The following is a 23404-nucleotide window of genomic DNA, read 5'->3' on the forward strand; positions in this document are numbered from 1 at the left end:
CCTTAGATTTGTAAGTCTATATTCATTTATCGTGAAGCCAAGCCGATTCCAGTTGGGCGAGGACGGGAGAGCAGTGCAGATCAATCCGCTTCGCTTAACCAGCCGCTATACAGGTCATCGAGCTTCTGCTGCGCAGCATCTCTCATTCCTTGCAGCTCGGCCAGCTTCTCTGCATTGCTCGACAGCTGCGGGTCCAGCATCTCGGCATCGATAAGAGCAAGCTGCGCTTCCGCTGCGGCAATATCCTGCTCCCACGAAGCTGCCGGACGCGGCTTGCGGTTCGGACTGGCAGGACTGGAGGGTGATCCCCCTGTATTCTTGCGGCGGGAGGAAGCGGATTCCGTACCCGAACCTGCTGAAGCAGGGGCAGAAGGGGAGCGGTCTACCTGCCCGCTTAAGGAGCGGGGCTTGCCGGTGCCGTCCCCGGAAGATTCCGGCTGCGTGGCCTCTTTCCGCTGGGCGGCTTCGGCCTGCTTTTCCTTATAGTATTCATAGTTGCCCGGGAAGGAGGAGAAGTGTCCGCCGTCAATATGCCAGAGCTTGCCGAAGCAGCGGTTGATGAAATAACGGTCATGGGATACCGCCAGCACGGTGCCGGGGAATTCCTCCAACGCTTCTTCCAGCGCCTCGCGTGAATCGATATCCAGATGGTTGGTCGGCTCATCCAGAATCAGCAGGTTCGGCCTCTTGTGCATCAGGATCGCGAAGCGCAGCCGGGTCCATTCTCCTCCTGACAGGTTGGTGATGCTCTTGAAGACATCGCTGCCGTAGAAGAGGAAGCGGGCCAGCTGGCCGCGGGCTTCGCCTTCTTCAAGGCCGGCCTCCTCGCGGAAATACCGCAGCACGGAGTGGCCGCCCTCCTCCGGCACAGCTTCCTGGGCCAGATAACCAACGACAGCTCTGGAAGCGAGCGTACAGCTCCCGCTGTCCGGTGACTCCTGGCCAAGGATGATCTTCAGCAGGGTACTTTTGCCTGCTCCGTTGCCGCCGATCAGTGCGGTGGTCTCGCCGTATCTCAGAATATCGCTGGCGGCCGAGAAAAGCCTGCGCTCCCCGTAAGACTTGCTGATCCGGTCCAGGATGACGACCTGGTTGCCGGTCCGCTCCTCCTGCTGGAGCTGCAGATCCATGGACTTGCGCTCCAGGATCGGGCGTTTGACCTTGACCATCCGGTCCAGCGCCTTCTGCATGGACGCCGCACGGCGGTGGAAGGAAGGGTTCGGCGGATTGGAGCGGTTGCCCCATTCAATCAGCCTTTTGATACTCTCTTGCATCTGCTTGATCTTCTTCTGCTGCTCCTGGTAGTCAGCGAATTGCTGAAGGAGCCGGGCTTCCTTCTCCACCTGATAACCGCTGTAGTTCGTATGGAAGGTGAAAGCCTCCCCGTCTTCAATCTCGATGACCTTCTTCACCACGGCATCCAGGAAGTAACGGTCATGGGAGATCGCCAGCACCGTGCCGTCATAGCTCTGGAGGAACTGCTCCAGCCACTCGATAGCCTCCATGTCCAGATGGTTGGTCGGCTCATCGAGCAGCAGGATGTCGGGACGGCGCAGCAGCAGCTCGGCCAGCCCTACCTTGGTCTTCTCTCCGCCGGAGAGGGAGGAGAAGCGGCGGTCGTACTGCTCCGTTCCAATCCCCAGCCCTGAGGCTACACGCTGGATCGAGGCTTCCAGCTCATAGCCGCCTGCGGCCTCGAACTTCTCCTGCAGGGTGCCGTATTCCTTAAGCAGCTGGTTCCAGGCCTGCCCGTCTTCGCCCGCGCCGGAGGAAGACATCTCCTGCTCCAGCTCCCGCAGGCGGCGCTGCCAGCCGAGCTGCTCGGCGAAGCTGCGCTGGAGGACGGCATAGACCGTATCGCTCTCGTTCACCTCCTGAATCTGGGCAAGCAGGCCGATGACGCTGCCCCGGCGGATGGAGAGCTGCCCTTGATCCGGGCGTTCTTCCCCGCTCAGCAGGTGGAAGAGGGTGGTTTTTCCGCAGCCGTTGCGGCCGATCAGGCCGATTTTTTCGCCTTGGCGGATATCGAAGGTGACATCGCTCAGGACGAGCTGGGCACCGTGGTATTTTTGGATATTTTGGCATGAGATAATCATCGTTAGGCTCCTTTTATTAGAATGCCCTCTGCTCGCCGCTTCTGGTTATCCGAATCCTCCGGTCAAAAGCACATAAAAAGGCCGCAGGGAAATTTCCCTGCGGCCTGAGAATTCTTCGGGTTAAGACATCCGTTGAAGTGTAGGCGAGAAAGGCATTTCACAATGTTGTAGTGTTATTAAGTTCGTGTAAATGGACAGACTTCTCCCGTTGTCGGATTTTACATGAACGATGCCAGACATGATATTAATCAGCCGGCTGCTAACACTGTTGGTCACATTGCGATCCATTCTCCTACACCTCCTTTGTGATAAATGTAAAGCTAGTGTAACCAAAAATCCCGGAATAAGCAAGGGAGAATTGTTCCCGCAGAGACATAAATGCATGGTTCTGCAAGTAGTATGGAGTGTGGCAAAGGGGCGTTGCCCTTATAACGGCTGCGGGAAAAGAGGAGAGCTATGGCGATTTTTAACGGATTGCTGGGCAATGCGACCCAGGTCGAGCTGGGAGAGGTGCAGCGGGAATACGGACGGATTCTGGCTCCGAATGAAAAGATTGAGCGCGCTTATAAGCTGGTCCGGGACATGTTTATTTTTACAGACAAGCGGCTGATTCTTGTAGACAAGCAGGGGATGACCGGCAAGAAAACCGAATACCATTCTGTTCCTTACAAAAGCATCACCCATTACTCCGTGGAGACGGCGGGGCATTTCGACCTGGATGCGGAGCTGTGCCTGTATATCTCGGGCGCGGGGCTACCGCTGAAGAAAACCTTCAACAAGTCGGTCGATATCTATGAAGTGCAGGCTGTGCTGTCGCAATATATCCTGAAGTGAGGGGGATGCACAGAGGGCGTACTAAGGCTGTAGCCTGCTGCGCTCCATATAACAGACGGATAGAAGGGATGACGGGCCTGGGCCTGCTTCCATCCTGAAATTTGTGCATGGCTCACAAAATAAGCGGCAGCAAATGTACGGTCCTGCGGAAGCCGTTGACAGGGGTTCAGGTCCTGCTGTTAAATGACACTAACTTAAGCGGCAGGGAAGGGAGGCGGGGGTGACATATGAGCAGAGGACCTGTAATCGGAACGAAAACGATGGTGGTCAGCCCGCACTATCTGGCCTCGGCGGCGGGCGCGCAAGTTCTGGCCAAAGGCGGCAACGCCTATGATGCGGCCGTTGCAGTCAGCGCGGCGCTGGCTGTGGTCTATCCGCATATGACCGGGCTCGGCGGCGACGCCTTCTGGCTGGGGTACAGCGCGAGCGAAGGGCGCGTGCGGGCCTACAACGGCAGCGGACGCTCGGGCTACGCCGTCCGCCGGGACTGCTATGCCGGGGAAGAGGCCATTCCCCGGCGGGGTGTGCGCAGCGCCATTACGGTGCCCGGAATGGCGGATAGCTGGTCAGCCGTCCAGCGGGAGTATGGACGGCTGACCCTGGCCGAGGTGCTGGAGCCGGCTATCGGCTACAGCGCCGGGGGCTTTCCGCTGTCGCCGGACCAGCATGGCGGCAGTGTTCTGGCCGGAGCCGCGCTGTCGCCTGAAGCGGCGGCGGTGTATCTTCCCGGCGGCCGGATACCGGCGGCGGGAGAACGGTTTGTGCAGCGGCAGCTGGCCGGGACGCTGCGGCAGCTTGCGGCGGGAGGCCGGGATGCTTTTTATAAAGGGAGCATTGCGGAAGAGATCAGTGATTACATGCAGGCTTCGGGCGGTTACCTGACCCGCGATGATTTCGCGGACCACCAGGGAAGCTGGGAAGAACCGCTCCAGACGGAGTACCATGGGCATACCGTCTATCAGGTTCCGCCGAACTCGCAGGGCTTCACGGCGCTCATGGCGCTTAATATCCTGGAGCATTCTAACTTCGCGGAGATAAGGCATGGTTCCTATGAATATTATCATCTGCTGGTGGAGGCGCTGAAGCTGAGCTTCCGTGACCGCGACCAGGTGCTCACTGACCCGTCCTTCAGCAGCATTCCGCTGGACCGTCTGCTGAGTAAGCCCTATGCTGCTCAACTCGCGGCGGCAATTTCTCCCCGTAAGGCGCTTGCTCTCAGCAGCGAACCGGTTGGAAGGGATACGGCTTACGCAGCGGTGGTGGATGAAGAGGGCAACGCGGTGTCGTTCATCCAGAGTCTGTATTTCGAATTCGGGTCGGGGGTTGTGGCCGGGAATACGGGAATTCTGCTCCAGAACCGCGGGTCCTTCTTCTCGCTTGATCCCGCCCATGTGAATACGCTGGAGCCGCACAAGCACACCTTCCACACGCTGATGCCGGCGATGGCCTGCCGGGACGGGAAGCCGGCTTATCTCTATGGCACACAGGGCGGTGAAGGACAGCCGCAGACGCAGACCCTGCTGCTCACGCGCATGCTTCACTACGGGATGGACCCGCAGACTGCGGTGAGTGAACCCCGCTTCGTCTGGGGCAGAACCTGGGGAGAGCCGACTCAGGAGCTGCGGATCGAGAACCGGGTGGCGGAAGCCGTGCGGGCGGAGCTGGCGGAGGCGGGGCATCTGGTCCGTGAGGCACAGAGCTATGACGGGGTGATGGGGCACGCCCATGCGATCTCGATTGACGGTAACGGCTACCGCAGCGGGGGAACGGACCCACGCTCTGATGGGGCGGCTATCGGGTGGTAGGGGATCGAATGGGTGACGGGAGCAAGGAAATAAGGGGAACTGGAAGAAAGGAAGACAGTAAGACTAATAGAGCATCAGATTTCAGCTTGTGAAAATTACTTTAACTATTCGCTTTAACTAATCGCTTGCTAACTAAACATTTGCTGAATTTTTGCCGCGCCCCGATCAGGGTGCAAAGGGGAGGCTTAATTGCAATCTGTACAACTAATTCCTCGAATGTGCCGCCGAATCTCCGTTTAGCTGTATTTCGTACAAATAAAATGCTGCTGTACTTGGATTTTCGCCCATTAGGGCGGATTTAGTTGCACAGAGTACATTTAGAAGAGGGAAACCTTTCATTTCACTGTATTTAGATGTACAGAATACAACTATCGCCGAATGCTCGGCTTGAACGAAGCTTCATCCCTTACCTGCTCTGCTAGAAGAGAAGAAGGCAGAGTGATTAGGGAGGCAGGGTGTGATTAACCGGGGTTGTCCGGGAGGGAAAGGGTGGAACAGCATGGTTCTTGATAATCGGCACGGTGCATTCCGGGTCCCGGAGCTGGAGATTCCCGGCAGCGGGCACGGGGCGTTGCATGGCCTGGCCTTCACGGTAAAAGATGTCTTCGCAGTGGCCGGGCACCGCTCTGCCGCCGGTAACCCGGACTGGCTGCGTAGCCACGAACCTGCGGCTGTTCATGCAGATGCTGTGCGCAGGCTGCTGGAAGCCGGAGCTGCGCTGCGGGGGGCTGCCCATACGGATGAGCTGATGTACAGCCTGGGCGGAGAGAACTATCATTACGGTACGCCGGTGAATCCGCACGGGGAGAACCGGATTCCCGGCGGCTCGTCCAGCGGGTCAGCGGTGGCTGTGGCCTCGGGGAGTGTGGATTTTGCCCTCGGGACGGATACAGGCGGCTCTGTCCGGGTTCCATCGGCTTATTGCGGTGTATTCGGTTATCGTCCGACTCACGGGGCGGTATCCCTGGAGGGGGTTATTCCGCTGGCCCCGGCTTTTGACACGGTGGGCTGGATCGCTGGAAGCACGGAGCTGATGCTGAAAACAGGGCGCGTTCTGCTTGGGTTTGCGGACAGCGGTGGTGATGCTCAGGGCAGAGTGAGTGGGAAGAAAGTGAGCGTTCTGCTCGAAAATGCGGACAGTGGCGGAGCTGCCTGTAGCGGGGAGGATAGGAAGAAGGCGGGCGATCAGTTCGGGCCTGTGGACAGCGGCGTAGATGCCCAGAGCATGGAGAATAGTATGGAGCAGAGCGGCGGTGAGGCGGTTGACAAGTCAGCCGGTGACCTTCAAATATCCCGGATGTTCTTTCCCCCGGAAGGCTGGGCGCTTGTGGAGCAGGACTGTGCAGACTACCTGAGGCGGGGGCTGGACAAGCTTCAGGCAGGCGCTTCGCTACAGGCTGCTGAAGCCGTGGTTGCCCCTGAAGGCTTGAAGACCTGGATGGACGCCTTCCGCGAGCTGCAGGGTGCCGAGATCTGGGCAACCCATGGGGAGTGGATCGGGCGGGAGCAGCCGGTCTTCGGGCCGGACATTGCCGCCCGGTTCGCTTGGGCGGCGGGGCTGGCCGGGGCGGATCACAGCCCGGCCGCTATGCTGCGCAGCCGGATCACTCAGCGGCTGCGGGCGCTGGTCGGGAAGGACGGCTGTCTCGTCCTTCCGACCGTGCCGGGTCCGGCCCCGCTGCGCGGCGCCGGACCCGGGCAGCTGGAGCGGAGCCGCAGCAGCGCCATGATGCTCAGCTGCCTGGCCGGACTGGCCGGGCTGCCGCAGGTTACGCTGCCGGTGCCCGGACCCGGCGGACTGCCGCTGGGGCTGTCCGTCATCGGCGGACACGGACAAGATCTGAGGCTCCTGTCATGGATACAGGAGGTATGGAAGTAGGAAGTCACAGCCCTGGTTCTCTGAACGAAGAGAACCAGGGCTTTTTGCTGATTGCTCAATGTATGCGGAAAACAGCATACATTGAGCCGGTATGGGGGTGAGTGGTCCAGATGTATGCGAAAAACAGCATACATTGGGCCGGTATGGGGGTGAGTGGTCCAGATGTATGCGGAAAACAGCAGACATTGAGCCTGTGCGGGGGGATCGGTCCAGATGTATGCGAAAAACAGTATACAATGTGCAGGTTAGGGTGTGCGCGGCCCGAATGTATGCGAAAAACAGCAGACATTGAGCCTGTGCGGGGGGATCGGTCCAGATGTATGCGAAAAACAGCATGCAATGTGCAGGTTAGGGTGTGCGCGGCCCGAATGTATGCGGAAAACAGCAGACATTGAGCCTGTGCGGGGGGATCGGTCCGGATGTATGCGAAAAACAGCATACATTGGGCCGGTATGGGGGTGAGTGGTCCAGATGTATGCGGAAAACAGCATACATTGGGCCGGTGCAGGGGGATCGGTCCGGATGTATGTGAAAAACAGCATACATCCGGCCGGTGCGGGGGACAGTGGTCCGGATGTATGCGGAAAACAGCATACAATTTGGCCGGTGCCGGGTGAACGGTCCCAATGTATGCGAAAAACAGCATACATCCGGCAACTGCGAAGATACGTGGGCCATATGCAGCTTCATGGGACCAATCCAGAGTCGCCGCCGCCCAAAATGTTATGTTACCTAACGCAAGGAAGCCTAATTCTAACTTTTCTCTTTCCAACAGCGGTCATTTTATCTATAATGTTACATAAAGTAACATATGACTCGAATAAACCTATTATGAAGGTACAGAAGGAGGGGTGGCTATGCATCTTACGGTGGAAGAAGCGTTGTCCATTTATCCTTTATCCGAAGCGAAGCTGATTGCCGGGTCCAAGGGGAAGCACAGGATTGTGAAATCGATCAATGTCATGGATGCTCCCGATATCTCGGACTGGATCAAGGAAGGGGAAATGCTGCTGACCACAGCCTATCTGATCAAGGACAGCCCGGAGGATGCCTCGGCACTGCTGCAGATGCTGAACCGGCGCGGGTCAGCGGGGCTGGGCATCAAGCTGGGCCGGTTCTGGGAGGCTGTGCCGCCGCCCTTGATTGCGGAAGCGGAGCAGCTGAATTTTCCGCTGATTGAGCTGCCGTTGCAGTTCACCTTCTCCGACCAGATGAACGGCTTGTTCCGCGCGGAGCTGTCGCGCAGCGTGGGCACCCTGCAGAGCATGATGGAGAAGCAGCGGCTGCTGATGCGTCTTGCCTTGCGTTCCGGGCGCAGCCGTCCGCTGCTGGACACCGTCTCCGAGATCATCGGTTATCCGCTGGCTGTAATCAGTAGCCGCGGAACGGTAGTATTCAACAACTCGGGGTACACCGAAAGTGAGCTGCTGGAAGGGTGGCCCTGGCAGCCCTGCAATCAGCGCTTCCGGCTCAGCACGGGCACAGGCTACCGGCTTCCGCTGCTACAGGCCGGGAAATGCCTGGGTTACCTACATTATTGCGATATTGATCCTTTGCTGCTGCCCGTGGAGGAAAGTCTGTTCGTCCAGGGGGCAGAGCTGATTTCTTATCATATGCATACCGGACTGGAGGATTATTTCGAGCAGGCCGGACACCGGGAATTCAGCGGGCTGCTGCGGCGGTTCCTGAAGGACGGGCTGAAATACGCTGAGCTGGAGCAGGCAGCGCTCCGGCTGGAGATTACGCTGCTCCAGTCTCCGTATCAACTGCTGCTTACCGATGTGGCTGCTGCGGGAGAAGCCCGGCAGGCAGAGCTGCTGCGGCTGAAGGAGGAGTATTCGGAGCATCCGGTGCTGCATGGCCTGCAGGCGGTCCACTTCCTGGTGGAGGAGGGACTGGTGTCGCTGTACCCTGCCGGGCCGCATCAGCCGGAGGAGTTCCGGGCAATGATTCAGGAATGCTTCGACAGCCTGAAGTTCGATAAAGGGTATTATCCGCAGGCGGCTGTCAGCAGCGTGAAGCTGAAGCCGGAGGGGCTGAAGGAAGCTTTTGCCGAGATTAAGGAATGTATGGGCATGGCCCGGCAATGGGGCGCACAGGGAAATGTGGTGCATTACCGCCAGCTGGAGCTTGATCTTCTGCTGAGCAAGATTCCGGCGGAGACCATGGAGCGTTACTATAACGGCAGCCTGCGGGGGCTGCTTAGCCGGGAACCGGAATATGTTAAGGAGATGCTCCACACGCTGGAGGTCTACCTGGAGAATGACGGCCATGTGAACGAGACGGCCAAGAAGCTGTTCATTCACCGCAATACGGCCACTTACCGGATTGAGAAGCTCAGTGAGCTGCTGGATGTCGATTTCAAAAAAATCAATGATCTCATGAAGCTGAAGCTGGTATTCCTGTTCCGCAGAATGCTGGAGCGCGAATAACAGCCGTCCATCAGCAGATTGTCCAAAAAAAGGAGTGGAGAACAATGAAGGTGGCCGGAATCTTTTTGGCGGCAGGCCGCAGTAATGGAGCAGGGGCCTCTGAAGGTTCTCTGAACAGGGCGGGTGCGGGTTCAGCCGCTGCGGTGATGCTCAGCGAGCTGGAGACCTGCGGGCTTGTGCCGCTGGTTGTGGTGGTTCGCGCGGATGATCCTTTGGGCTGGCTGCCGCCGGCCGGGATGGCGGAGAATATGCGGCGGATTGAGACTTGCCTGACGGCTCATTTGGGCCTGTCTTTCTCACTGCGCTGCGGCTTGAATGCTGTAGCTTCGCTTCAGCCGGATGCGGTGGTCATTGCGGCGGCAGATCAGCCGTTTGTGGCAGCGGCTCAGATCCGCCGGTTCATCCAAGCGTATGAGCAGCACCCGGAGCTTGATTATGTCACCAGTGCGCAAGAAGGATTGCTGATGCCGCCTACTCTGTTCTCAAGCACGCTGTTCGGCGGACTTCAAGAGCTGGACGATGAAGAGGGCGTAGCTGCCATTATGCGGACCAAGGAGTATAAGGGGCTCATCCTGCCGCAAGAGTCTGTTCAGGCCTTCGCAGAGACCGGGCTGCCGGAGAGCTTCGGAGAGTACAGCAGAGAATGGAGCGTGCGGAGCGGGAATAGACAGTGAATTCGCTATTTTTTAAAGATATGTAAGGTAATATCACAGTATTTAAGTTTAATTTGAGATGACTTCGTGCATGAAGCACAAAATCGGCCCCCTCTTCTTATCCAACCACACAAAGCTATGTTATATAAATTTACGTAAGTGCTGCGCCTCAGTATAGTAGAGATACATTAATGGCTGTAGCCATTAGAAGAGATATCCTGGAGGAGGAGAATTATGAAACAAAGGGGTCAGGCATTCAAATTCAGCATCATCACGATGTTCCTGCTGGCGGTGGTTCTGACGGGGTGCGCAAAGGATAATACGGCGTCTAATACGGGTGCGGCAGCAACGACAGAGCCTTCGGCGGCAAGCACACCGGCAGGGAGCGAGGCCGCGGCAACCACAGAGCCGGCAGCGAAAAAGCCGACGGTTGCTTTTGTCTATATCGGGCCTCCGGGTGACGGCGGGTATACGTATCAGCATGATCAGGGCCGCCTGTATATGGAGAAGGAGCTTGGGATCAAGGCGGATTTCGTTGAGAATGTACCGGAAAGCGCCGATGCCGAGCGGATCATCACAGAGCTTGCACAGAACCATGACATCGTGTTCACCACGAGCTTCGGCTATATGGATTTCACTTTGAATGTGGCTGGCAAATTCCCTAACGTGAAGTTCCTGCACGCCTCCGGCTACAAGACCGCCGAAAACATGGGGACTTACTTCGGCAAAAACTATCAGGCCAGCTATCTGTCAGGGATCGCAGCAGGCAAAATGACGAAGAAAAACCATCTCGGCTATGTGGGAGCCTTCCCGATCAGCGAGGTGATCTATAATCTGAACGCCTTCACGCTGGGTGCGCAGAGCGTCAACCCGGGGGTTAAGGTGGATGTGGTCTGGACGAATACCTGGTATGACCCTGCTACGGAACGTCAGGCGGCAATCAGCCTGCTCGACAAAGGAGCGGATGTCCTGCTGGCGTATCAGGATTCACCGGCTACCCTTCAGGCTGCGGCGGAACGGGGAGCTTTTGCCGGGGGAAATGACTCGGATATGAGCAAGTATGCACCGGACAACTACTTAACCAACCCTGTATGGAACTGGGGTCCTTATTATGTAAAAGCTGTACAGTCTGTGATGGACGGAACCTGGAAAAGTGAGCAGTATTCTGGCGATATGGCGGACGGCATGGTGGAGCTGGCGCCATTCGGCAACAAGGTTCCCGAGGATGTGAAGAAGCTGGTGGAGGACGCCAAGGCCAAAATCATCAGCGGCGGGCTGGAGGTCTTCACCGGACCGATCTCGGACAACAAGGGCAATGTAACTGTTAAGGACGGTCAGAAGCTGACCCTTGAAGAGGTGCTTGGCATGAACTGGCTGGTCAAGGGTGTCGAGGGCACGATTCCGCAATAACAGCTGCTACACATCTTCATACAGCACAGCCTTACGGGTGGGGCGGGTTCCGGATACCGGAGCCTTCCCCACCTGTACTATAACTACCCGGAAAGGAGCGTAGTATTATGCAGGACCCTTCGGTTGAAATGCGCGGGATAGTGAAGACATTCGGTGCTGTAACGGCCAGCGATCAAGTTGATTTTTCGGCAAATGCGGGGGAGATTCACGCGCTGCTCGGGGAGAACGGGGCAGGGAAAAGCACAGTCATGAGCATGCTGTCAGGAGTGTACCGGGCGGACGCAGGAGAGATTCTCATTCATGGCAAACCGGCCAGAATCCGTTCCCCGAAGGATGCGGCACTGCTCGGTGTAGGCATGGTCTTTCAGAACTTCAGACTGGTGCAGAGCCTTACAGCGGCGGAGAATATCGTGCTTGGCGAAAAGTCGTCTTTCTGGCGCGGCAGCAGATGGATGAAGCGTAAGCATGAAGAGATAGAGGCGCTTGGAGAACGGTTTGGCTTGAAATTTCCCGTCGACCGGCCGATCTGGCAGCTGTCTGTCGGCGAGCAGCAGCGCGTTGAGATTGTCAAAACGCTATACCGCGGGGCAGACATCATCATTCTGGATGAGCCGACTTCGGTGCTGACGCCGGGGGAGGCGGAGCAACTGTTCGAGACCCTTCAGGTGATGAAGCAGGCGGGCAAGACAGTGATCATGACTACGCATAAAATGAAGGAGGTCATGGCCTCCTCGGACCGCATCTCCGTGATGCGCAAGGGGAAAATGATTGCTTCGCTGATGACGGGCGAGACGGATGAGCTGGAGCTGGCCCGGCTGATGGTGGGCCGGGAGGTTACGATCAGCCGTCAGGAGCGCGCGGCGACGGCCGGAGAGCCGCTGCTGATCGTCCGCGATCTGGAGGTGGCTGCGGATCATGGCCGCAAGGCGCTGGATGCCCTGTCGCTTACGGTTCATGAAGGCGAAATTGTGGGCGTGGCCGGTGTCGCGGGCAACGGGCAGAAGGAGCTGGCGGAGGTATTGACAGGGCTAAGAGCATGGAGGACGGGCGAGATCCGGTTTGACGGCAGTCCTGTAAAAACAGCTTCGGTAAGAGGAGCGATCGATTCGGGCATCTCGCATGTGCCGGAGAACCGGATGAAGAGCGGTCTTGCCGGACGGCTGGGGTCCGTTGACAACCTGCTGTTCAAGTCTTACCGCAGCGGGGAGCATTCCCGGTTCGGCTTCCTGAAGGCTGCGAGGAACCGCTCCTGGTCGCAGGAGCTGGTCCGCCGCTTCAATGTGAAGACGCCGGAGCTGGATACTCCCGTGCAGCAATTGTCCGGCGGGAACCAGCAGAAGCTGCTGTTCGCCCGTGAGGTCAGCCACCGTCCAAAGCTGATGGTGGCCGTGCATCCGACGCAAGGGCTGGATGTCGGTGCAGCGGCAGGGGTGCATGAGCTGCTGATGGAGCTGCGCAGCTCCGGTAGCGGAGTGCTATTGATCTCCGAGGATCTGGATGAGCTGCTGCAGTTATCCGACCGTATTCTGGTGATCTATGGCGGGTCAATTATAGGCGAGAGCGATCATGAGCAGGCGGACCGGGAACAAATCGGCCTGATGATGGCCGGTATCCGGAGCAGGGAGGGAAGTGCCGTATGAGTCCGAAGCCTGGAAATGAATCTGCAACGCTTACACGAGTGGCGGGGCGTAGCGGGAGGTGGTACTCCCTCAGGCTGGAATATGATTCAAGCCGTACCCGTTCACCGTGGTGGACGCCCATCCTGTCCGTTGTTCTGGCACTCTTGCTCTGTGCGGTGTTCATCGCCGCTAATGGAATGAGCCCGCTGGTCGTCTATGAGAAAATGTTCCGGGGAGCCTTCGGCACCTCCTACGGCTTCACTGAAACCATGGTCAAGGCTATTCCGCTGCTGCTCTGCGGGCTAGGTATTGCTGTAGCTTACCGGATCTCTGTGTGGAATATCGGGGCAGAGGGTCAGTTGACAGTAGGCGCTATGGCGGCTACTGCGGTAACGATCTATTTCCCGGACCTGTCTTCCTTCTGGTCCATCACGCTGATGCTGGTTTTCGGTACAGCGGCCGGAGCTTTGTGGGGTCTGATGACGGCAGTGCCGCGAACCCATTTCGGTGTAAATGAGCTGATTACCTCGCTGATGCTGAACTATGTGGCCCTGCTGGCTCTGGATTATGTAGTGTTCGGCCCCTGGAAGGACCCGAAGGGCTTCAACTTCCCGGGTTCGCCGATGTTCACCGCTGCACAGTCCCTGCCGGTGCTTGGCAGCACCCGGCTGCACATCGGGCTGGTCTTCGGCCTTGTGGCTGTGCTGATCTATTATCTGATGATCCGGTTCACCCGCTGGGGCTATGAGCTGCGTCTGATCGGCGCCAATCCCACAGCGGCCCGTTATGCAGGCATCCATATCAAGAAGCATATTATCATCGTCATGCTGATCAGCGGCGGTCTTGCCGGGATTGCCGGCATGGCCGAGGTGTCCGGGGTTACGCATAAGCTGATGCAGGGAATCTCACCGGGCTATGGCTATACGGCGATCATCGTAGCCTGGCTTGCCAAGCTGAACCCGCTGGGCCTGATTGTGACTTCGATTCTGTTCGGCGGCCTGATTGTAGGCGGCTATAGTGTTCAGACCATCGGACTGCCTTCGTCCATATCGGAAATGCTACAGGGCGCGATCCTGTTCTTCCTGATTGCCGGCGACATGGTTCACCGGTTCCGCATCCGCCGGAGCGCATAACAGCATTCTCGTACAGGAGGGAGTTCACTCATGGATTTCACTACACAGTTATTAATCGCCGCCATCTCCGCCGGAACACCGCTGCTGCTGGCTACGCTGGGAGGCATTCTGACCGAACGGGCCGGCATTATCCAGCTCGGTGCGGAGGGGCTGATGCTGATGGGGGCAGTGACGACTTGCATCGTCTACATCCGCAGCGGGAATCTGATCCTTGCGCTGCTCTCGGCGGTAGCCATTACCGCTCTTCTGGGTATGGTTCATTCCTTCTTATGTGTCACGCTGAGGGCGAATCAGACGATGTCGGGTCTGGCTATGACGCTGTTCGGCAGCGGCTTAAGCGCTTATGTGGGCAAGTCGATCAGCGGCATTCCGCTTCCCGGCAGTCTGCCCAAGCTGGATCTGGAGATACTGAAGCCGGTGCCGGTGCTCGGGGAGCTTTTTGGAAGGCTGGATATGCTGACCTGGTTCAGTCTTCTGCTCGTCCTTGTGCTGCATCTGCTGATTCACCATACCTCGTGGGGGCTGCATCTGCGGGCAGTCGGCGACAATCCGGCTACTGCGGACGTCATGGGGATTCGTGTGCAGCTGATCCGTTACTGTTATGTTACTGCCGGGGCGGCGCTGATTGGGCTGGCCGGTGCGGATATGGTGCTGGCATATGCGCCGACCTGGAATGAAGGGCTGACCGCCGGACGGGGCTGGATCGCGGTGGGTCTGGTGATTTTCGCCAGATGGAATCCGCTGCGCGCTCTCTTCTGCGCCTACTTCTTCGGAGCACTCGACTCGCTGGGCTTCCGTATTCAGCTGTTGGGGAGTGCGGTGCCGTCTTATTTTCTGAAAATGATTCCTTACGTCGTAACCATTCTCGTATTGATGTATCTGGGATACCGCAACCGCAACAAGCCCTCCGGTACGCCGGAATCACTGGGAACACCTTATATCCGCGAACAGCGGTTCTAGGCCGGAAGGGCGCAGGCGGAAATATACAAATTAGAGGGATGGGGGCTGGCCTATGACTATACCGGCGGACCGGTTGACTCTGGAGCAGATGAACTCGATGGTAAAAAAAGACTTCGTGGAGCAGCTCGGCGGCATCTTCGAGCACTCCCCTTGGGTAGCAGAGGGGGTGTACAGCAGGCGTCCGTTCGATTCGGTGCAGGAGCTGCATGCTGCCATGATGGAGATAGCACGGCAGGCGGAGCCGGACCAGGTGCTGGCGTTGCTTAGAGCTCACCCGGATCTGGCGACAAGGCTTGCGGTCAGTCCGCTGTCGGCGGCTGAGCAGCAGGGGGCCGGACTGGACCGGCTGACACCGGAGGAATTCGCGGAGCTCACCGGGCTGAACGCCGCCTATACAGCGAAATTCCGCTTTCCGTTCATCTTCGCCGTACGGGGCAAAACTAAAGAAGAGATCCTTAGCGCCATCGGTGAGCGTGTGGATCGTTCGCTTGAGGAGGAGCAGGAACAGGCGCTGCTGGAGATTGGTGCGATTACTCGTTTTCGGCTGGAGGATCTGCTGGGGGCGGAATAGAGCAGGGCACTGCATATTATAGGAGGAGGGTGACGCAATTGTCTGAAAGGAACGGACGGCTGACAACTCATGTGCTGGATCTGTCACAGGGCAAGCCTGCTGCGGGCCTGTCGCTTCAGCTCTGGCGGCTGAGTACCGGAGGGCCTGTGCTGCTTCGTGAGGCGGTGACGAATGAGGATGGCAGGCTGGACGCTCCGCTGCTGGCGGGAGAAGAAATGCAGGCCGGAAGCTATGAACTGCTGTTCATGGCAGGGGATTATTTCCGGGGCGCTCAGGCTGGTGCCGGAGAACCGGAGGCTGAGGAGGAGGGAGCAGGCGCTGTAGTCTCGTTCCTGGACCAGATTCCGATCCGCTTCAATATGCCGGACCCCTCCGCCCATTACCATGTACCGCTGCTGGTTGCACCTGGAGGATACAGCACTTATCGCGGGAGTTAACACGGCAATTCAGTGTACCGCTGCATCTAATCTTAAGCCAATAGACCGGAGGTGGGCTGTCATGAAGGAAGAAGGTTATGAGCTTATCATCAGGAACGGACAGGTGGTCCTGCCCGGAGAAGTCCGCAGGCTTGAGATCGGGGTGAAGGATGGCAAAATCGCTGCACTGGGCGAAGCCTTACAGGCATCGTCCGGGACCAGAATTCTGGATGCGGAAGGACAATATGTGCTGCCCGGCATAATCGACATGCATGTTCACTTCAATGAGCCTGCGTTCGGTCACTGGGAGGGCTTCCGGAGCGGGTCAGCTGCTCTAGCGGCTGGCGGCTGCACCTGTTATGCGGATATGCCGCTGAACGGGAATCCGCCGACGGTTAATCTGGAGGCGCTCCGGCTGAAGGCGGAGGCCGCAGCCGGGAACTCGGCGGTGGATTATGTGTTGTGGGGCGGACTGGTGCCCGGGAATCTGGAGGAGCTGGAGGGACTGGCGGCAGCGGGCGTTACCGGGTTCAAGGCGTTCATCTCGAATCCCGGCGGTGAAGGCGAGGGCCGGTTCCGTGAGGTGGACGATGATACCCTGTATCAAGGGATGCTTCGGATCGCCGCAACCGGCGGGATTCTCGCCCTGCATGCGGAGAGCGAAGCGATAACCTCGGTGCTGGGGGCGGCGGCACTCCGTGCCGGGCGCAGCAGCGCGAGGGATTTTGCGGCTTCACGCCCTCCACAAGCGGAGCTGGAGGCTGTAGCCAGGGCGCTGCTGTACAGTGAGCGGACCGGCTGTAAGCTGCATTTCGTCCATATCAGCACAGCTGCAGCCCTGGAGCTGATTCATGAGGCCAAGCTGCGCGGTCTGGATGTTACCGCAGAGACCTGTCCTCATTATCTCATCCTGGATGAAGACAGCATGGAGACTCTCGGGGCGCTGGCGAAATGCGCTCCGCCCCTGCGCAGCAGCAGTGAACGGGAACGGCTGTGGGCGGCGCTGGCTGCGGGCCGGGTGGATCTGGTCGCCTCCGATCACTCCCCCTGTCCGCCTGAATTGAAGCTGGCGCCCGGGCTGTCGTTCATGGAAGCCTGGGGCGGGATATCGGGAGCACAGAGCAGTCTGGAATTGATGTTCCATGAAGGCGTTCATGTGCGCGGCCTGCTGGTTACGCAGATCTCGGCGCTGCTCTCCGGGCTTCCTGCCCGGCGGTTCGGGCTGGAGGGGCGCAAGGGCTCCATTACGCCGGGGCTGGATGCCGATCTGGTGCTGCTTGATCCAGATGCGGCCTATACCCTGCGTGCAGAGGATCTGCTGTACCGCCACCGGCATAGCCCTTATGTCGGAATGACCTTATCCTGCAAGGTAACGGCAACGATCTGCCGGGGCAATATGGTCTATACTGCCGCGGAAGGCGTTATTGCTGGCGGCGGAGGAGAATGGCTGCGTATCCGGCACAGCCAGCCGGGGATATGAAGCCGCCGGTCCCGCATGTCCCCGCCGGGGAGATGCTGAAGCTGCTGGATGAACTCGCAGCCTACAGCGCTCCGGGTCCTGGAGTTACCCGGCTGCTGTATACGCCGGAGTGGCAAGGGGTTCAGCATTTTTTGCAGGAGAGAATGGCCGGACTCGGGCTTGAGGTCAGGATGGATCAGGTAGGGAATGTCTATGGCACACTGGCCGGTTCTCAGGTAAGCGACAAGGTTATCCTGACCGGATCGCATATTGACACGGTGGTGAACGGCGGGCGGTATGACGGTGCTTATGGTGTAGCGGCAGCTGTAACTGCGCTGCACTATCTTCTGGAGACCTTCGGTCCGCCGCTGCGGACGCTTGCGGTGGTATCCTTCTGCGAGGAAGAGGGCAGCCGCTTTCCGCTGACGTTCTGGGGCTCGGGGAATGTGACCGGGCTGTATAGCGGGAAGGAATGTATAGACTGCACAGATGCGGATGGGATCACGCTGGGGGCAGCGATGGCGGCCTGCGGCCTGGCAGGGGATGAAGGGTTGGCTGCTGAAGCTGCGGCGGGTCTGGAGCAGAGTGGCGGATATGGGCGTGACGAATATGGGAGTGAGCGGCCAGAAGCTGGAGCTACTGCGGGTCTGGAGAGAAGCTTCTGGCGCAATAATAGTCCTGTGCGCAGTGATATTGCCGCATATGTCGAGCTGCATATTGAACAGGGGATTATTCTGGAACGGATGTCCCGTAGAATCGGGGTCGTGCAGGCTATCGCCGGACAGCGGCGGTATCTTGTCAAGGTCGGTGGGACGGCCAATCATGCAGGGACTACGCCGATGGGGTTAAGACAGGATGCACTCGCCGGGAGTGCGGAGATGCTGCTGGCGCTGGAGCGGTCCGCCCTGGCGGCGGGTGATCCGCTGGTAGCCACGACGGGTCGGCTCGAGGTCTATCCGGGTACATCCAATGTGATTCCCGGCGAAGTGCAGTTCACGCTGGATATCCGGCATAGCGAAGCCGGGGTGCTGGAGCGCTTCTGCGCAGCGGTCCTGGCGGAGTTCGCAGAGCTTGGCCGCAGGCGCGGCCTCACGCTTGAGGTACAGCCGCTGCTGGAGACAGCCCCAGCCCCTATGGATCAGGAGCTGCGCGCGACTCTTGAAGAGATCTGTCTCCAGCAGGAGAAGCCTTATCTGAGCATGGTCAGCGGTGCGGGGCATGACGCCCAGCTGTTCGCCCCGCGCTGCCCGGCTGCGATGATCTTCGTGCCGAGCCGGAGCGGGATCAGCCATTCCCCCGGGGAGTATACCTCCCCGGAGGAACTCGCTGCTGGACTGGAAGTACTGACAGCCATATTATATAGATTAGCTTACGAATAAGAGACACTGTTCACCGCAGCGACGACCAAGCTTCGAGTTGTAATTTTAATTTCGCTATAAATAGCGAGATCTGATCACCTGAAAGTCTGGAGGGGAGAGAATCATGAAGCGGTACGAAGATTTGTCGCCGTCCTTGCGGTGCATTATGACCCCCGGCCCCGTGGAGGTTGATCCGCGTGTGCTGCGGGCGATGTCTTATCCGGTGCTGGGACAATTCGATCCCGAATTCACAGAGATCATGAACGAGACGATGGAGATGCTGCGTGAGCTGTTCGCCACCAGGAATCAGTGGGCGTATCCGGTAGACGGGACTTCGCGTTCCGGCATTGAAGCGGTGATGGTCAGCCTGATTGCGCCGGGGGACCGGGTGCTGGTTCCGGTCTTTGGCCGTTTTGGCCATTTGCTCCATGAGATTGCTGAGCGCTGCGGGGCTGAGGTCCTCACGATAGAACAGACCTGGGGCCGCGTCTTTCCGCCGGAAGAGGTAATTGCGGCTATACGGAGCTTCAAGCCGGATGTGGTGGCGATGGTTCACGGTGAGACCTCTACAGGCCGTGTACAGCCGCTGGACGGGATCGGGCAGGCCTGCCGGGAGCAGGATGCGCTGCTGATTGTGGACGCGGTGGCGACGATCGGCGGGGTGCCGGTAGAGACAGATGCCTGGATGCTGGATGCCGTGGTCGGCGGAACGCAGAAATGCCTGTCCATCCCTTCGGGCATGGCCCCGGTGACGTATAATGACCGGGCCGAGGCCAAGCTGCTGAAGCGCAAGCAGGTAGAACGTGGACTTAGAACTGACACTGCTGCTGTCAGCGAGCTGCCTGTAGTGCGCAGTAATTACCTCGACCTGAGTATGCTGCAGGATTACTGGAGTCCCCGGCGGCTCAATCACCATACGGAGATGACCTCCATGCTCTATGCTCTGCGTGAAGGCCTGCGGCTGGTCCTGGAGGAAGGGCTGGAAGCGCGGCATGCCCGGCACAGGTTCCATGAGCAAGCCCTTACTGCCGGACTATCAGCCATGGGGCTGGAGCTGTACGGGGAGGCGGAGAGCAAGCTGACAGTAGTCACCTGTGTGCTCATTCCGGCGGGCATAGACGGGGAATCCGTCCGTTCCATGCTGCTGCAGCGTTTCGGTATTGAGATCGCCAGCTCCTTCGGGCCGTTACAAGGCCAGATCTGGCGGATCGGTACCATGGGCTTCAGCTGCCGGGAGAATAATGTGCTGCGTCTGCTTGGCGCGCTGGAGGCGGTGCTTATCCGCCACGGGTACGCAGTACCTGCCGGACAGGGCGTTCAGGCGGCACTTGACGTATATGATTCAAAAGTAAGATAATCATACAATGCGATTTGTTTAAGTGACGGCTTGCGCCCCTTGAGGGGCGTCAGGGCCGTTTTTTCTAAATAGATAACCGGAAGGGAGTGCACATGATGACTTATACACGACAACCATTGGCCGACTGCGTGCCTGAGCTGGTAGCTACAGCCCGCGGAGATCAGAAGGCTACACTGGTCATTACAGGCGGCAAGCTGGTCAATGTCTGCTCCGGGGAGATTCTGGACGGCATGTCCGTCGCTGTACAAGGCGGGCGCATTGCTTACGTCGGCAAGGACGTCTCCCATACGATTGGGGAGAGAACTCAGGTTATTGATGCGGCAGGAAGATACATTGCTCCCGGCCTGATTGACGGACACTGCCATATCGAGAGCACTCAATTGACGGTGACTGAATTCGCCCGCGCTGTATTGCCGCTGGGGACGACCGGAGGCTTCTTCGACGCCCATGAGATAGCCAATGTATTCGGGCTTAAGGGAATTAAGCTGATGCTGGACGAGATGCGGGGAACACCGCTGGCTGCCTATATGCAGGTGGCTTCCTGTGTTCCTTCTGCGGGCGCAGAATTTGAGACAACCGGCGCGTCCATCGGACCGGAGGAAGTAGCGGAAGCCTACACCTGGGGCGAGGATGTGATCGCACTCGGCGAAGTCATGAACTTCCCGGGTGTAGTCTACGGCGATGAGAAGATGCTCGGAGAGATCCAGGCCACGCTGCGTGCGGGACGGTATGTTGACGGGCATTTCACCTGGCCGGCGAGTGACTGGAGACTTCCGGTCTATGCCGCAGCAGGGGTGACAGGGGATCATGAGTGTGTGACAGCGGAGGATGTGATCGAACGCGTACGTCTGGGGATGTATGCCAAAATGCGCCGCGGCTCTGCCTGGCATGATGTCGCCAAAACCATCACGGCGCATACCGAGCACGGGCTGGACCCGCGCCGGATGATGCTGGTGACAGATGACCGCAGCTCCGAATCGCTGCGCGATGAGGGGCATATGGATTTTGTCGTGCGCCATGCGATCTCCCAGGGGGTGAAGCCGGTCACGGCTTTTCAGATGGCAACGATCAATACAGCCGAGCGCTTCGGCGTAGCCCGCGATATCGGCTCCATCACTCCGGGCTCCTGTGCGGATATCATTCTGCTGGACGGAAATCTGGCCGATGTTCATGTGGTCATGACAATTGCGGCTGGCGTTGTTGTGGCTGAGAACGGAAGCATGACGGCTGAGCTGAGTCCTTACACCTACCCGGATGAAGTACTGGCCTCTGTGCATCTGCAGCAGCCTCCGGTTCCCGCAGACTTCGTGATCCACGCGCCCATTGAGGAAGGTGTTCTGTCCACGCGGGTTATCCAGGTCATTGAGAACCATGTGGAGACCGGCGAGCTGATCATGAGCCTGCCTGTGGCTGGATCGGAGCTGGTTGTGCAGGGCGGTCTGTGCAAAATCGCTGTTCTGGAGCGGCACAAGGGAACCGGCAACAAATCCGTAGGGGTTGTGCAGGGCATCGGCTTCCGCGAGCCTGCGGCCATAGCAATGACCGTAGCTCATGACAGCCATAATGTGCTGGTCATCGGTAACGATGATGGACTAATGGCGCAGGCGGCGGCTGCCGTGGCGGAAGCGCAGGGCGGTGTGGCGGTGATTACCGCTGCCGGAACCACGTTGTTCCCGCTGGCGATTGCAGGACTGATGTCCGCAGAGCCATTTGAGATTGCCGCTGCGCAATCCGCTGCCATCAGCAAAGCGCTATATGATGCGGGCTGTACGCTGAACTATGCTTTTATGACCCTGTCTCTGCTGGCCCTGGCGGTTATCCCCGCATTGCGGATCTCGGATAAAGGCCTGGTGCGGATTTCTCCCGAAGAGGGAATTCAGCTGGTACCGTTGTTCGTCAGCTAAGGCAGCGGGACATCCTGCCGGGGAAGATATACTAGTATTCTAATCTTGAGCCATTCAGTCTTTCACAGACTGGGTGGCTTTTTGTTTGTTGTTTAGGAAATTATGCGAAAAACTGAGTACAATCGGTGCTGCTGCGATGACGTATGGCTCCATGCTCCACAGCTAATAACATTTATAAAGAAATCCTGCAAGAAGTGCAACAATACTGCCCCATAGAAGCGGCTAATGCTAAAATCCTGCAAGAAATGCAACAAATTCAGCGCTATCTTGCTCTAAACACCGGAATTTGTGCCAATAATGCAACATTGTACCGCAGCCAGTAACATTTGTAGAGAATTCCTGCAAGATGTGCAACAATGCTATCCATACAATCGGTCGGTGAGAGAAAACGCTTAGAATTGGCAAGAGATAGGCGGAGCACCGCCAGGAAAGGAAGAGACAACATTGGATTCCACGTATAGTTCACCTAAACTCGCCGGAGGTGGGCGAACGTAAATGGAGAGCAGCAGTGCATTTGTATTAGGGTTTGATACTCCCACTCTTAAACAGCGGAGCGGGCGGAATGATTGTGGAAAAGCGGAGCGGTCGCCTTTGTATCCGGATTTTCACCGATTAGGGGAATGAGAAAAATCTGGATACAAGAGCGATTGGAACAACATTCCGTTTGCGGAGCGTGCTCCTAAGCGTCGCCGTAATTCATACTCCATTACAAATACACTAATAAACAGGGGCCTCATCAGCCCCATGGCCTTTGAAGACACCCTGAATTTCATTCACCGTTAATTCCTATTGCTTCACAATATCCTGCACCGCTTTGTCCTTCGTCTGTGGGCATAAAAAAGATAATAATTAACCGATTTTTTGCAGTGTGAAACAGAAAATTTTAAGTTTTTAATGAAAAAGCATTAACAATAGGGGCGGAAAAGACGATAATACTTTTAAATTAGTTAAAATTATTGTCGAATCAGCAAAATTCAGCATATACAGATAGTCCAAACATGAGGAACGGGGTGCATGAGAATGATGAGATTAGAAACACAGGACATCTTGAATATCACCAGGAAGCAAATTGCCGGTATTTTTAAAATGGAGCCGGTTGAACTGAAATTTGTCAATGATTATCAGGGTGAGCAATACCTGCTGACCAATGATAAGCTGCATCTCAGCAACCAGCATTATTGGGCTAAGGTTATGGATTGTGTGTTCGAGAACCATGTCAGACCTGTTCTGATGTGTGAGGTGCTCTACTTCCTTCGTAATGAGTTTCTGGAAAGTGACATCAAGCTGATGTTCTCTTATGATTTTGCGGAGGGCTCGGAGGGGGAAGCGGCGGCTTCGGCCGAGATCAGCTTCAAGGATTCGCCGGATCTGCAGCCTGACGAAATTGCCGAATTGATTGATTTTGCCCTGACTTTGCAGGATAAACAGTGGTTCGAGGAACTGACTGCCAAATATAAACAGCTCACGGTTCAGTAATCGTACTATTTAAAATAAAACGCCCGGCTCACAGGATGATGG

The 23404-nt window shown here is 57.6% G+C and carries 17 protein-coding genes; 16 read left to right on the forward strand and 1 reads right to left on the reverse strand.

The window, feature by feature from the left end; all coding sequences use genetic code 11:
- Positions 1-80: 80 nt before the first annotated feature.
- Positions 81-2096, reverse strand: a complete 2016-nt coding sequence (gene abc-f / locus MKY86_RS05490; protein ID WP_076076895.1) for a ribosomal protection-like ABC-F family protein — start codon at positions 2094-2096, stop codon at positions 81-83.
- Positions 2097-2552: 456 nt separating this feature from the next.
- Here abc-f and MKY86_RS05495 point away from each other — a divergent pair, with 456 nt between their 5' ends.
- The 16 genes from MKY86_RS05495 to MKY86_RS05570 all read left to right on the forward strand — a co-directional run bounded on the left by MKY86_RS05495 (position 2553) and on the right by MKY86_RS05570 (position 23362).
- On the forward strand, positions 2553-2930 hold the full coding sequence (locus MKY86_RS05495; protein ID WP_036696174.1) for a PH domain-containing protein: 378 nt from the start codon (positions 2553-2555) through the stop codon (positions 2928-2930).
- A 227-nt stretch (positions 2931-3157) separates the two neighbouring features.
- Positions 3158-4735 (forward strand): gamma-glutamyltransferase, encoded by a 1578-nt coding sequence (gene ggt / locus MKY86_RS05500; protein WP_076076893.1) that lies wholly within the window; start codon positions 3158-3160, stop codon positions 4733-4735.
- A gap of 499 nt (positions 4736-5234) precedes the next feature.
- Positions 5235-6614 carry an amidase family protein gene (locus MKY86_RS05505; protein WP_340826547.1) on the forward strand — a complete coding sequence of 460 codons (1380 nt, stop codon included), beginning with the start codon at positions 5235-5237 and terminating at the stop codon, positions 6612-6614.
- Positions 6615-7471: 857 nt separating this feature from the next.
- Positions 7472-9046 (forward strand): PucR family transcriptional regulator, encoded by a 1575-nt coding sequence (locus MKY86_RS05510; protein ID WP_076076890.1) that lies wholly within the window; start codon positions 7472-7474, stop codon positions 9044-9046.
- 44 nt (positions 9047-9090) lie between these two features.
- Positions 9091-9720, forward strand: a complete 630-nt coding sequence (locus MKY86_RS05515; protein ID WP_076076887.1) for an NTP transferase domain-containing protein — start codon at positions 9091-9093, stop codon at positions 9718-9720.
- Between the two features lie 213 nt (positions 9721-9933).
- Complete coding sequence (locus MKY86_RS05520) at positions 9934-11109, forward strand: BMP family ABC transporter substrate-binding protein (protein ID WP_076076885.1); 1176 nt, start codon at positions 9934-9936, stop codon at positions 11107-11109.
- 107 nt (positions 11110-11216) lie between these two features.
- Positions 11217-12749 (forward strand): ABC transporter ATP-binding protein, encoded by a 1533-nt coding sequence (locus tag MKY86_RS05525; protein WP_076076882.1) that lies wholly within the window; start codon positions 11217-11219, stop codon positions 12747-12749.
- The gene (locus MKY86_RS05530; protein ID WP_143803610.1) at positions 12746-13861 is read left to right on the forward strand and encodes an ABC transporter permease subunit; all 1116 of its coding nucleotides are present in this window, start codon (positions 12746-12748) and stop codon (positions 13859-13861) included. The genes MKY86_RS05525 and MKY86_RS05530 overlap by 4 nt, the downstream gene beginning before the upstream one ends.
- A 30-nt stretch (positions 13862-13891) precedes the next feature.
- Complete coding sequence (locus MKY86_RS05535; RefSeq protein WP_076076879.1) at positions 13892-14821, forward strand: ABC transporter permease; 930 nt, start codon at positions 13892-13894, stop codon at positions 14819-14821.
- A 52-nt stretch (positions 14822-14873) separates the two neighbouring features.
- Positions 14874-15392, forward strand: a complete 519-nt coding sequence (gene uraD, locus MKY86_RS05540; RefSeq protein ID WP_076076877.1) for a 2-oxo-4-hydroxy-4-carboxy-5-ureidoimidazoline decarboxylase — start codon at positions 14874-14876, stop codon at positions 15390-15392.
- A 38-nt stretch (positions 15393-15430) separates the two neighbouring features.
- Positions 15431-15829 carry a hydroxyisourate hydrolase gene (uraH, locus tag MKY86_RS05545; protein WP_340826551.1) on the forward strand — a complete coding sequence of 133 codons (399 nt, stop codon included), beginning with the start codon at positions 15431-15433 and terminating at the stop codon, positions 15827-15829.
- A gap of 61 nt (positions 15830-15890) precedes the next feature.
- On the forward strand, positions 15891-17288 hold the full coding sequence (allB, locus tag MKY86_RS05550) for an allantoinase AllB (protein ID WP_076076872.1): 1398 nt from the start codon (positions 15891-15893) through the stop codon (positions 17286-17288).
- Positions 17252-18646, forward strand: coding sequence for a Zn-dependent hydrolase (locus MKY86_RS05555; RefSeq protein ID WP_340826554.1), 1395 nt, complete (start codon positions 17252-17254; stop codon positions 18644-18646). The genes allB and MKY86_RS05555 overlap by 37 nt, the downstream gene beginning before the upstream one ends.
- 103 nt (positions 18647-18749) lie before the next feature.
- A complete protein-coding gene (locus MKY86_RS05560) occupies positions 18750-19982 on the forward strand; it encodes a pyridoxal-phosphate-dependent aminotransferase family protein (protein WP_076076869.1) in 1233 nt (410 codons plus the stop codon).
- Between the two features lie 95 nt (positions 19983-20077).
- On the forward strand, positions 20078-21886 hold the full coding sequence (locus MKY86_RS05565; RefSeq protein WP_076076866.1) for an adenine deaminase: 1809 nt from the start codon (positions 20078-20080) through the stop codon (positions 21884-21886).
- A 1020-nt stretch (positions 21887-22906) separates the two neighbouring features.
- Positions 22907-23362, forward strand: a complete 456-nt coding sequence (locus MKY86_RS05570) for an IDEAL domain-containing protein (RefSeq protein WP_076076971.1) — start codon at positions 22907-22909, stop codon at positions 23360-23362.
- Positions 23363-23404 lie beyond the last annotated feature (42 nt).

The sequence above is a fragment of the Paenibacillus sp. FSL R7-0333 genome (genome assembly GCF_038000365.1).
GTDB lineage: Bacteria > Bacillota > Bacilli > Paenibacillales > Paenibacillaceae > Paenibacillus_AQ > Paenibacillus_AQ silagei.

Bases quoted from the DNA above. Each gene is read 5' to 3' on its own strand.
- MKY86_RS05565 (WP_076076866.1), top strand. From the start codon at position 20,078: ATGACTTATACACGACAACCATTGGCCGACTGCGTGCCTGAGCTGGTA.
- MKY86_RS05535 (WP_076076879.1), top strand. From the start codon at position 13,892: ATGGATTTCACTACACAGTTATTAATCGCCGCCATCTCCGCCGGAACA.
- MKY86_RS05505 (WP_340826547.1), top strand. From the start codon at position 5,235: ATGGTTCTTGATAATCGGCACGGTGCATTCCGGGTCCCGGAGCTGGAG.
- MKY86_RS05515 (WP_076076887.1), top strand. From the start codon at position 9,091: ATGAAGGTGGCCGGAATCTTTTTGGCGGCAGGCCGCAGTAATGGAGCA.
- uraD (WP_076076877.1), top strand. From the start codon at position 14,874: ATGACTATACCGGCGGACCGGTTGACTCTGGAGCAGATGAACTCGATG.
- allB (WP_076076872.1), top strand. From the start codon at position 15,891: ATGAAGGAAGAAGGTTATGAGCTTATCATCAGGAACGGACAGGTGGTC.
- MKY86_RS05510 (WP_076076890.1), top strand. From the start codon at position 7,472: ATGCATCTTACGGTGGAAGAAGCGTTGTCCATTTATCCTTTATCCGAA.
- MKY86_RS05495 (WP_036696174.1), top strand. From the start codon at position 2,553: ATGGCGATTTTTAACGGATTGCTGGGCAATGCGACCCAGGTCGAGCTG.
- MKY86_RS05530 (WP_143803610.1), top strand. From the start codon at position 12,746: ATGAGTCCGAAGCCTGGAAATGAATCTGCAACGCTTACACGAGTGGCG.
- abc-f (WP_076076895.1), bottom strand. From the start codon at position 2,096: ATGATTATCTCATGCCAAAATATCCAAAAATACCACGGTGCCCAGCTC.
- MKY86_RS05570 (WP_076076971.1), top strand. From the start codon at position 22,907: ATGATGAGATTAGAAACACAGGACATCTTGAATATCACCAGGAAGCAA.
- MKY86_RS05525 (WP_076076882.1), top strand. From the start codon at position 11,217: ATGCAGGACCCTTCGGTTGAAATGCGCGGGATAGTGAAGACATTCGGT.
- ggt (WP_076076893.1), top strand. From the start codon at position 3,158: ATGAGCAGAGGACCTGTAATCGGAACGAAAACGATGGTGGTCAGCCCG.
- MKY86_RS05555 (WP_340826554.1), top strand. From the start codon at position 17,252: ATGGCTGCGTATCCGGCACAGCCAGCCGGGGATATGAAGCCGCCGGTC.
- MKY86_RS05520 (WP_076076885.1), top strand. From the start codon at position 9,934: ATGAAACAAAGGGGTCAGGCATTCAAATTCAGCATCATCACGATGTTC.
- MKY86_RS05560 (WP_076076869.1), top strand. From the start codon at position 18,750: ATGAAGCGGTACGAAGATTTGTCGCCGTCCTTGCGGTGCATTATGACC.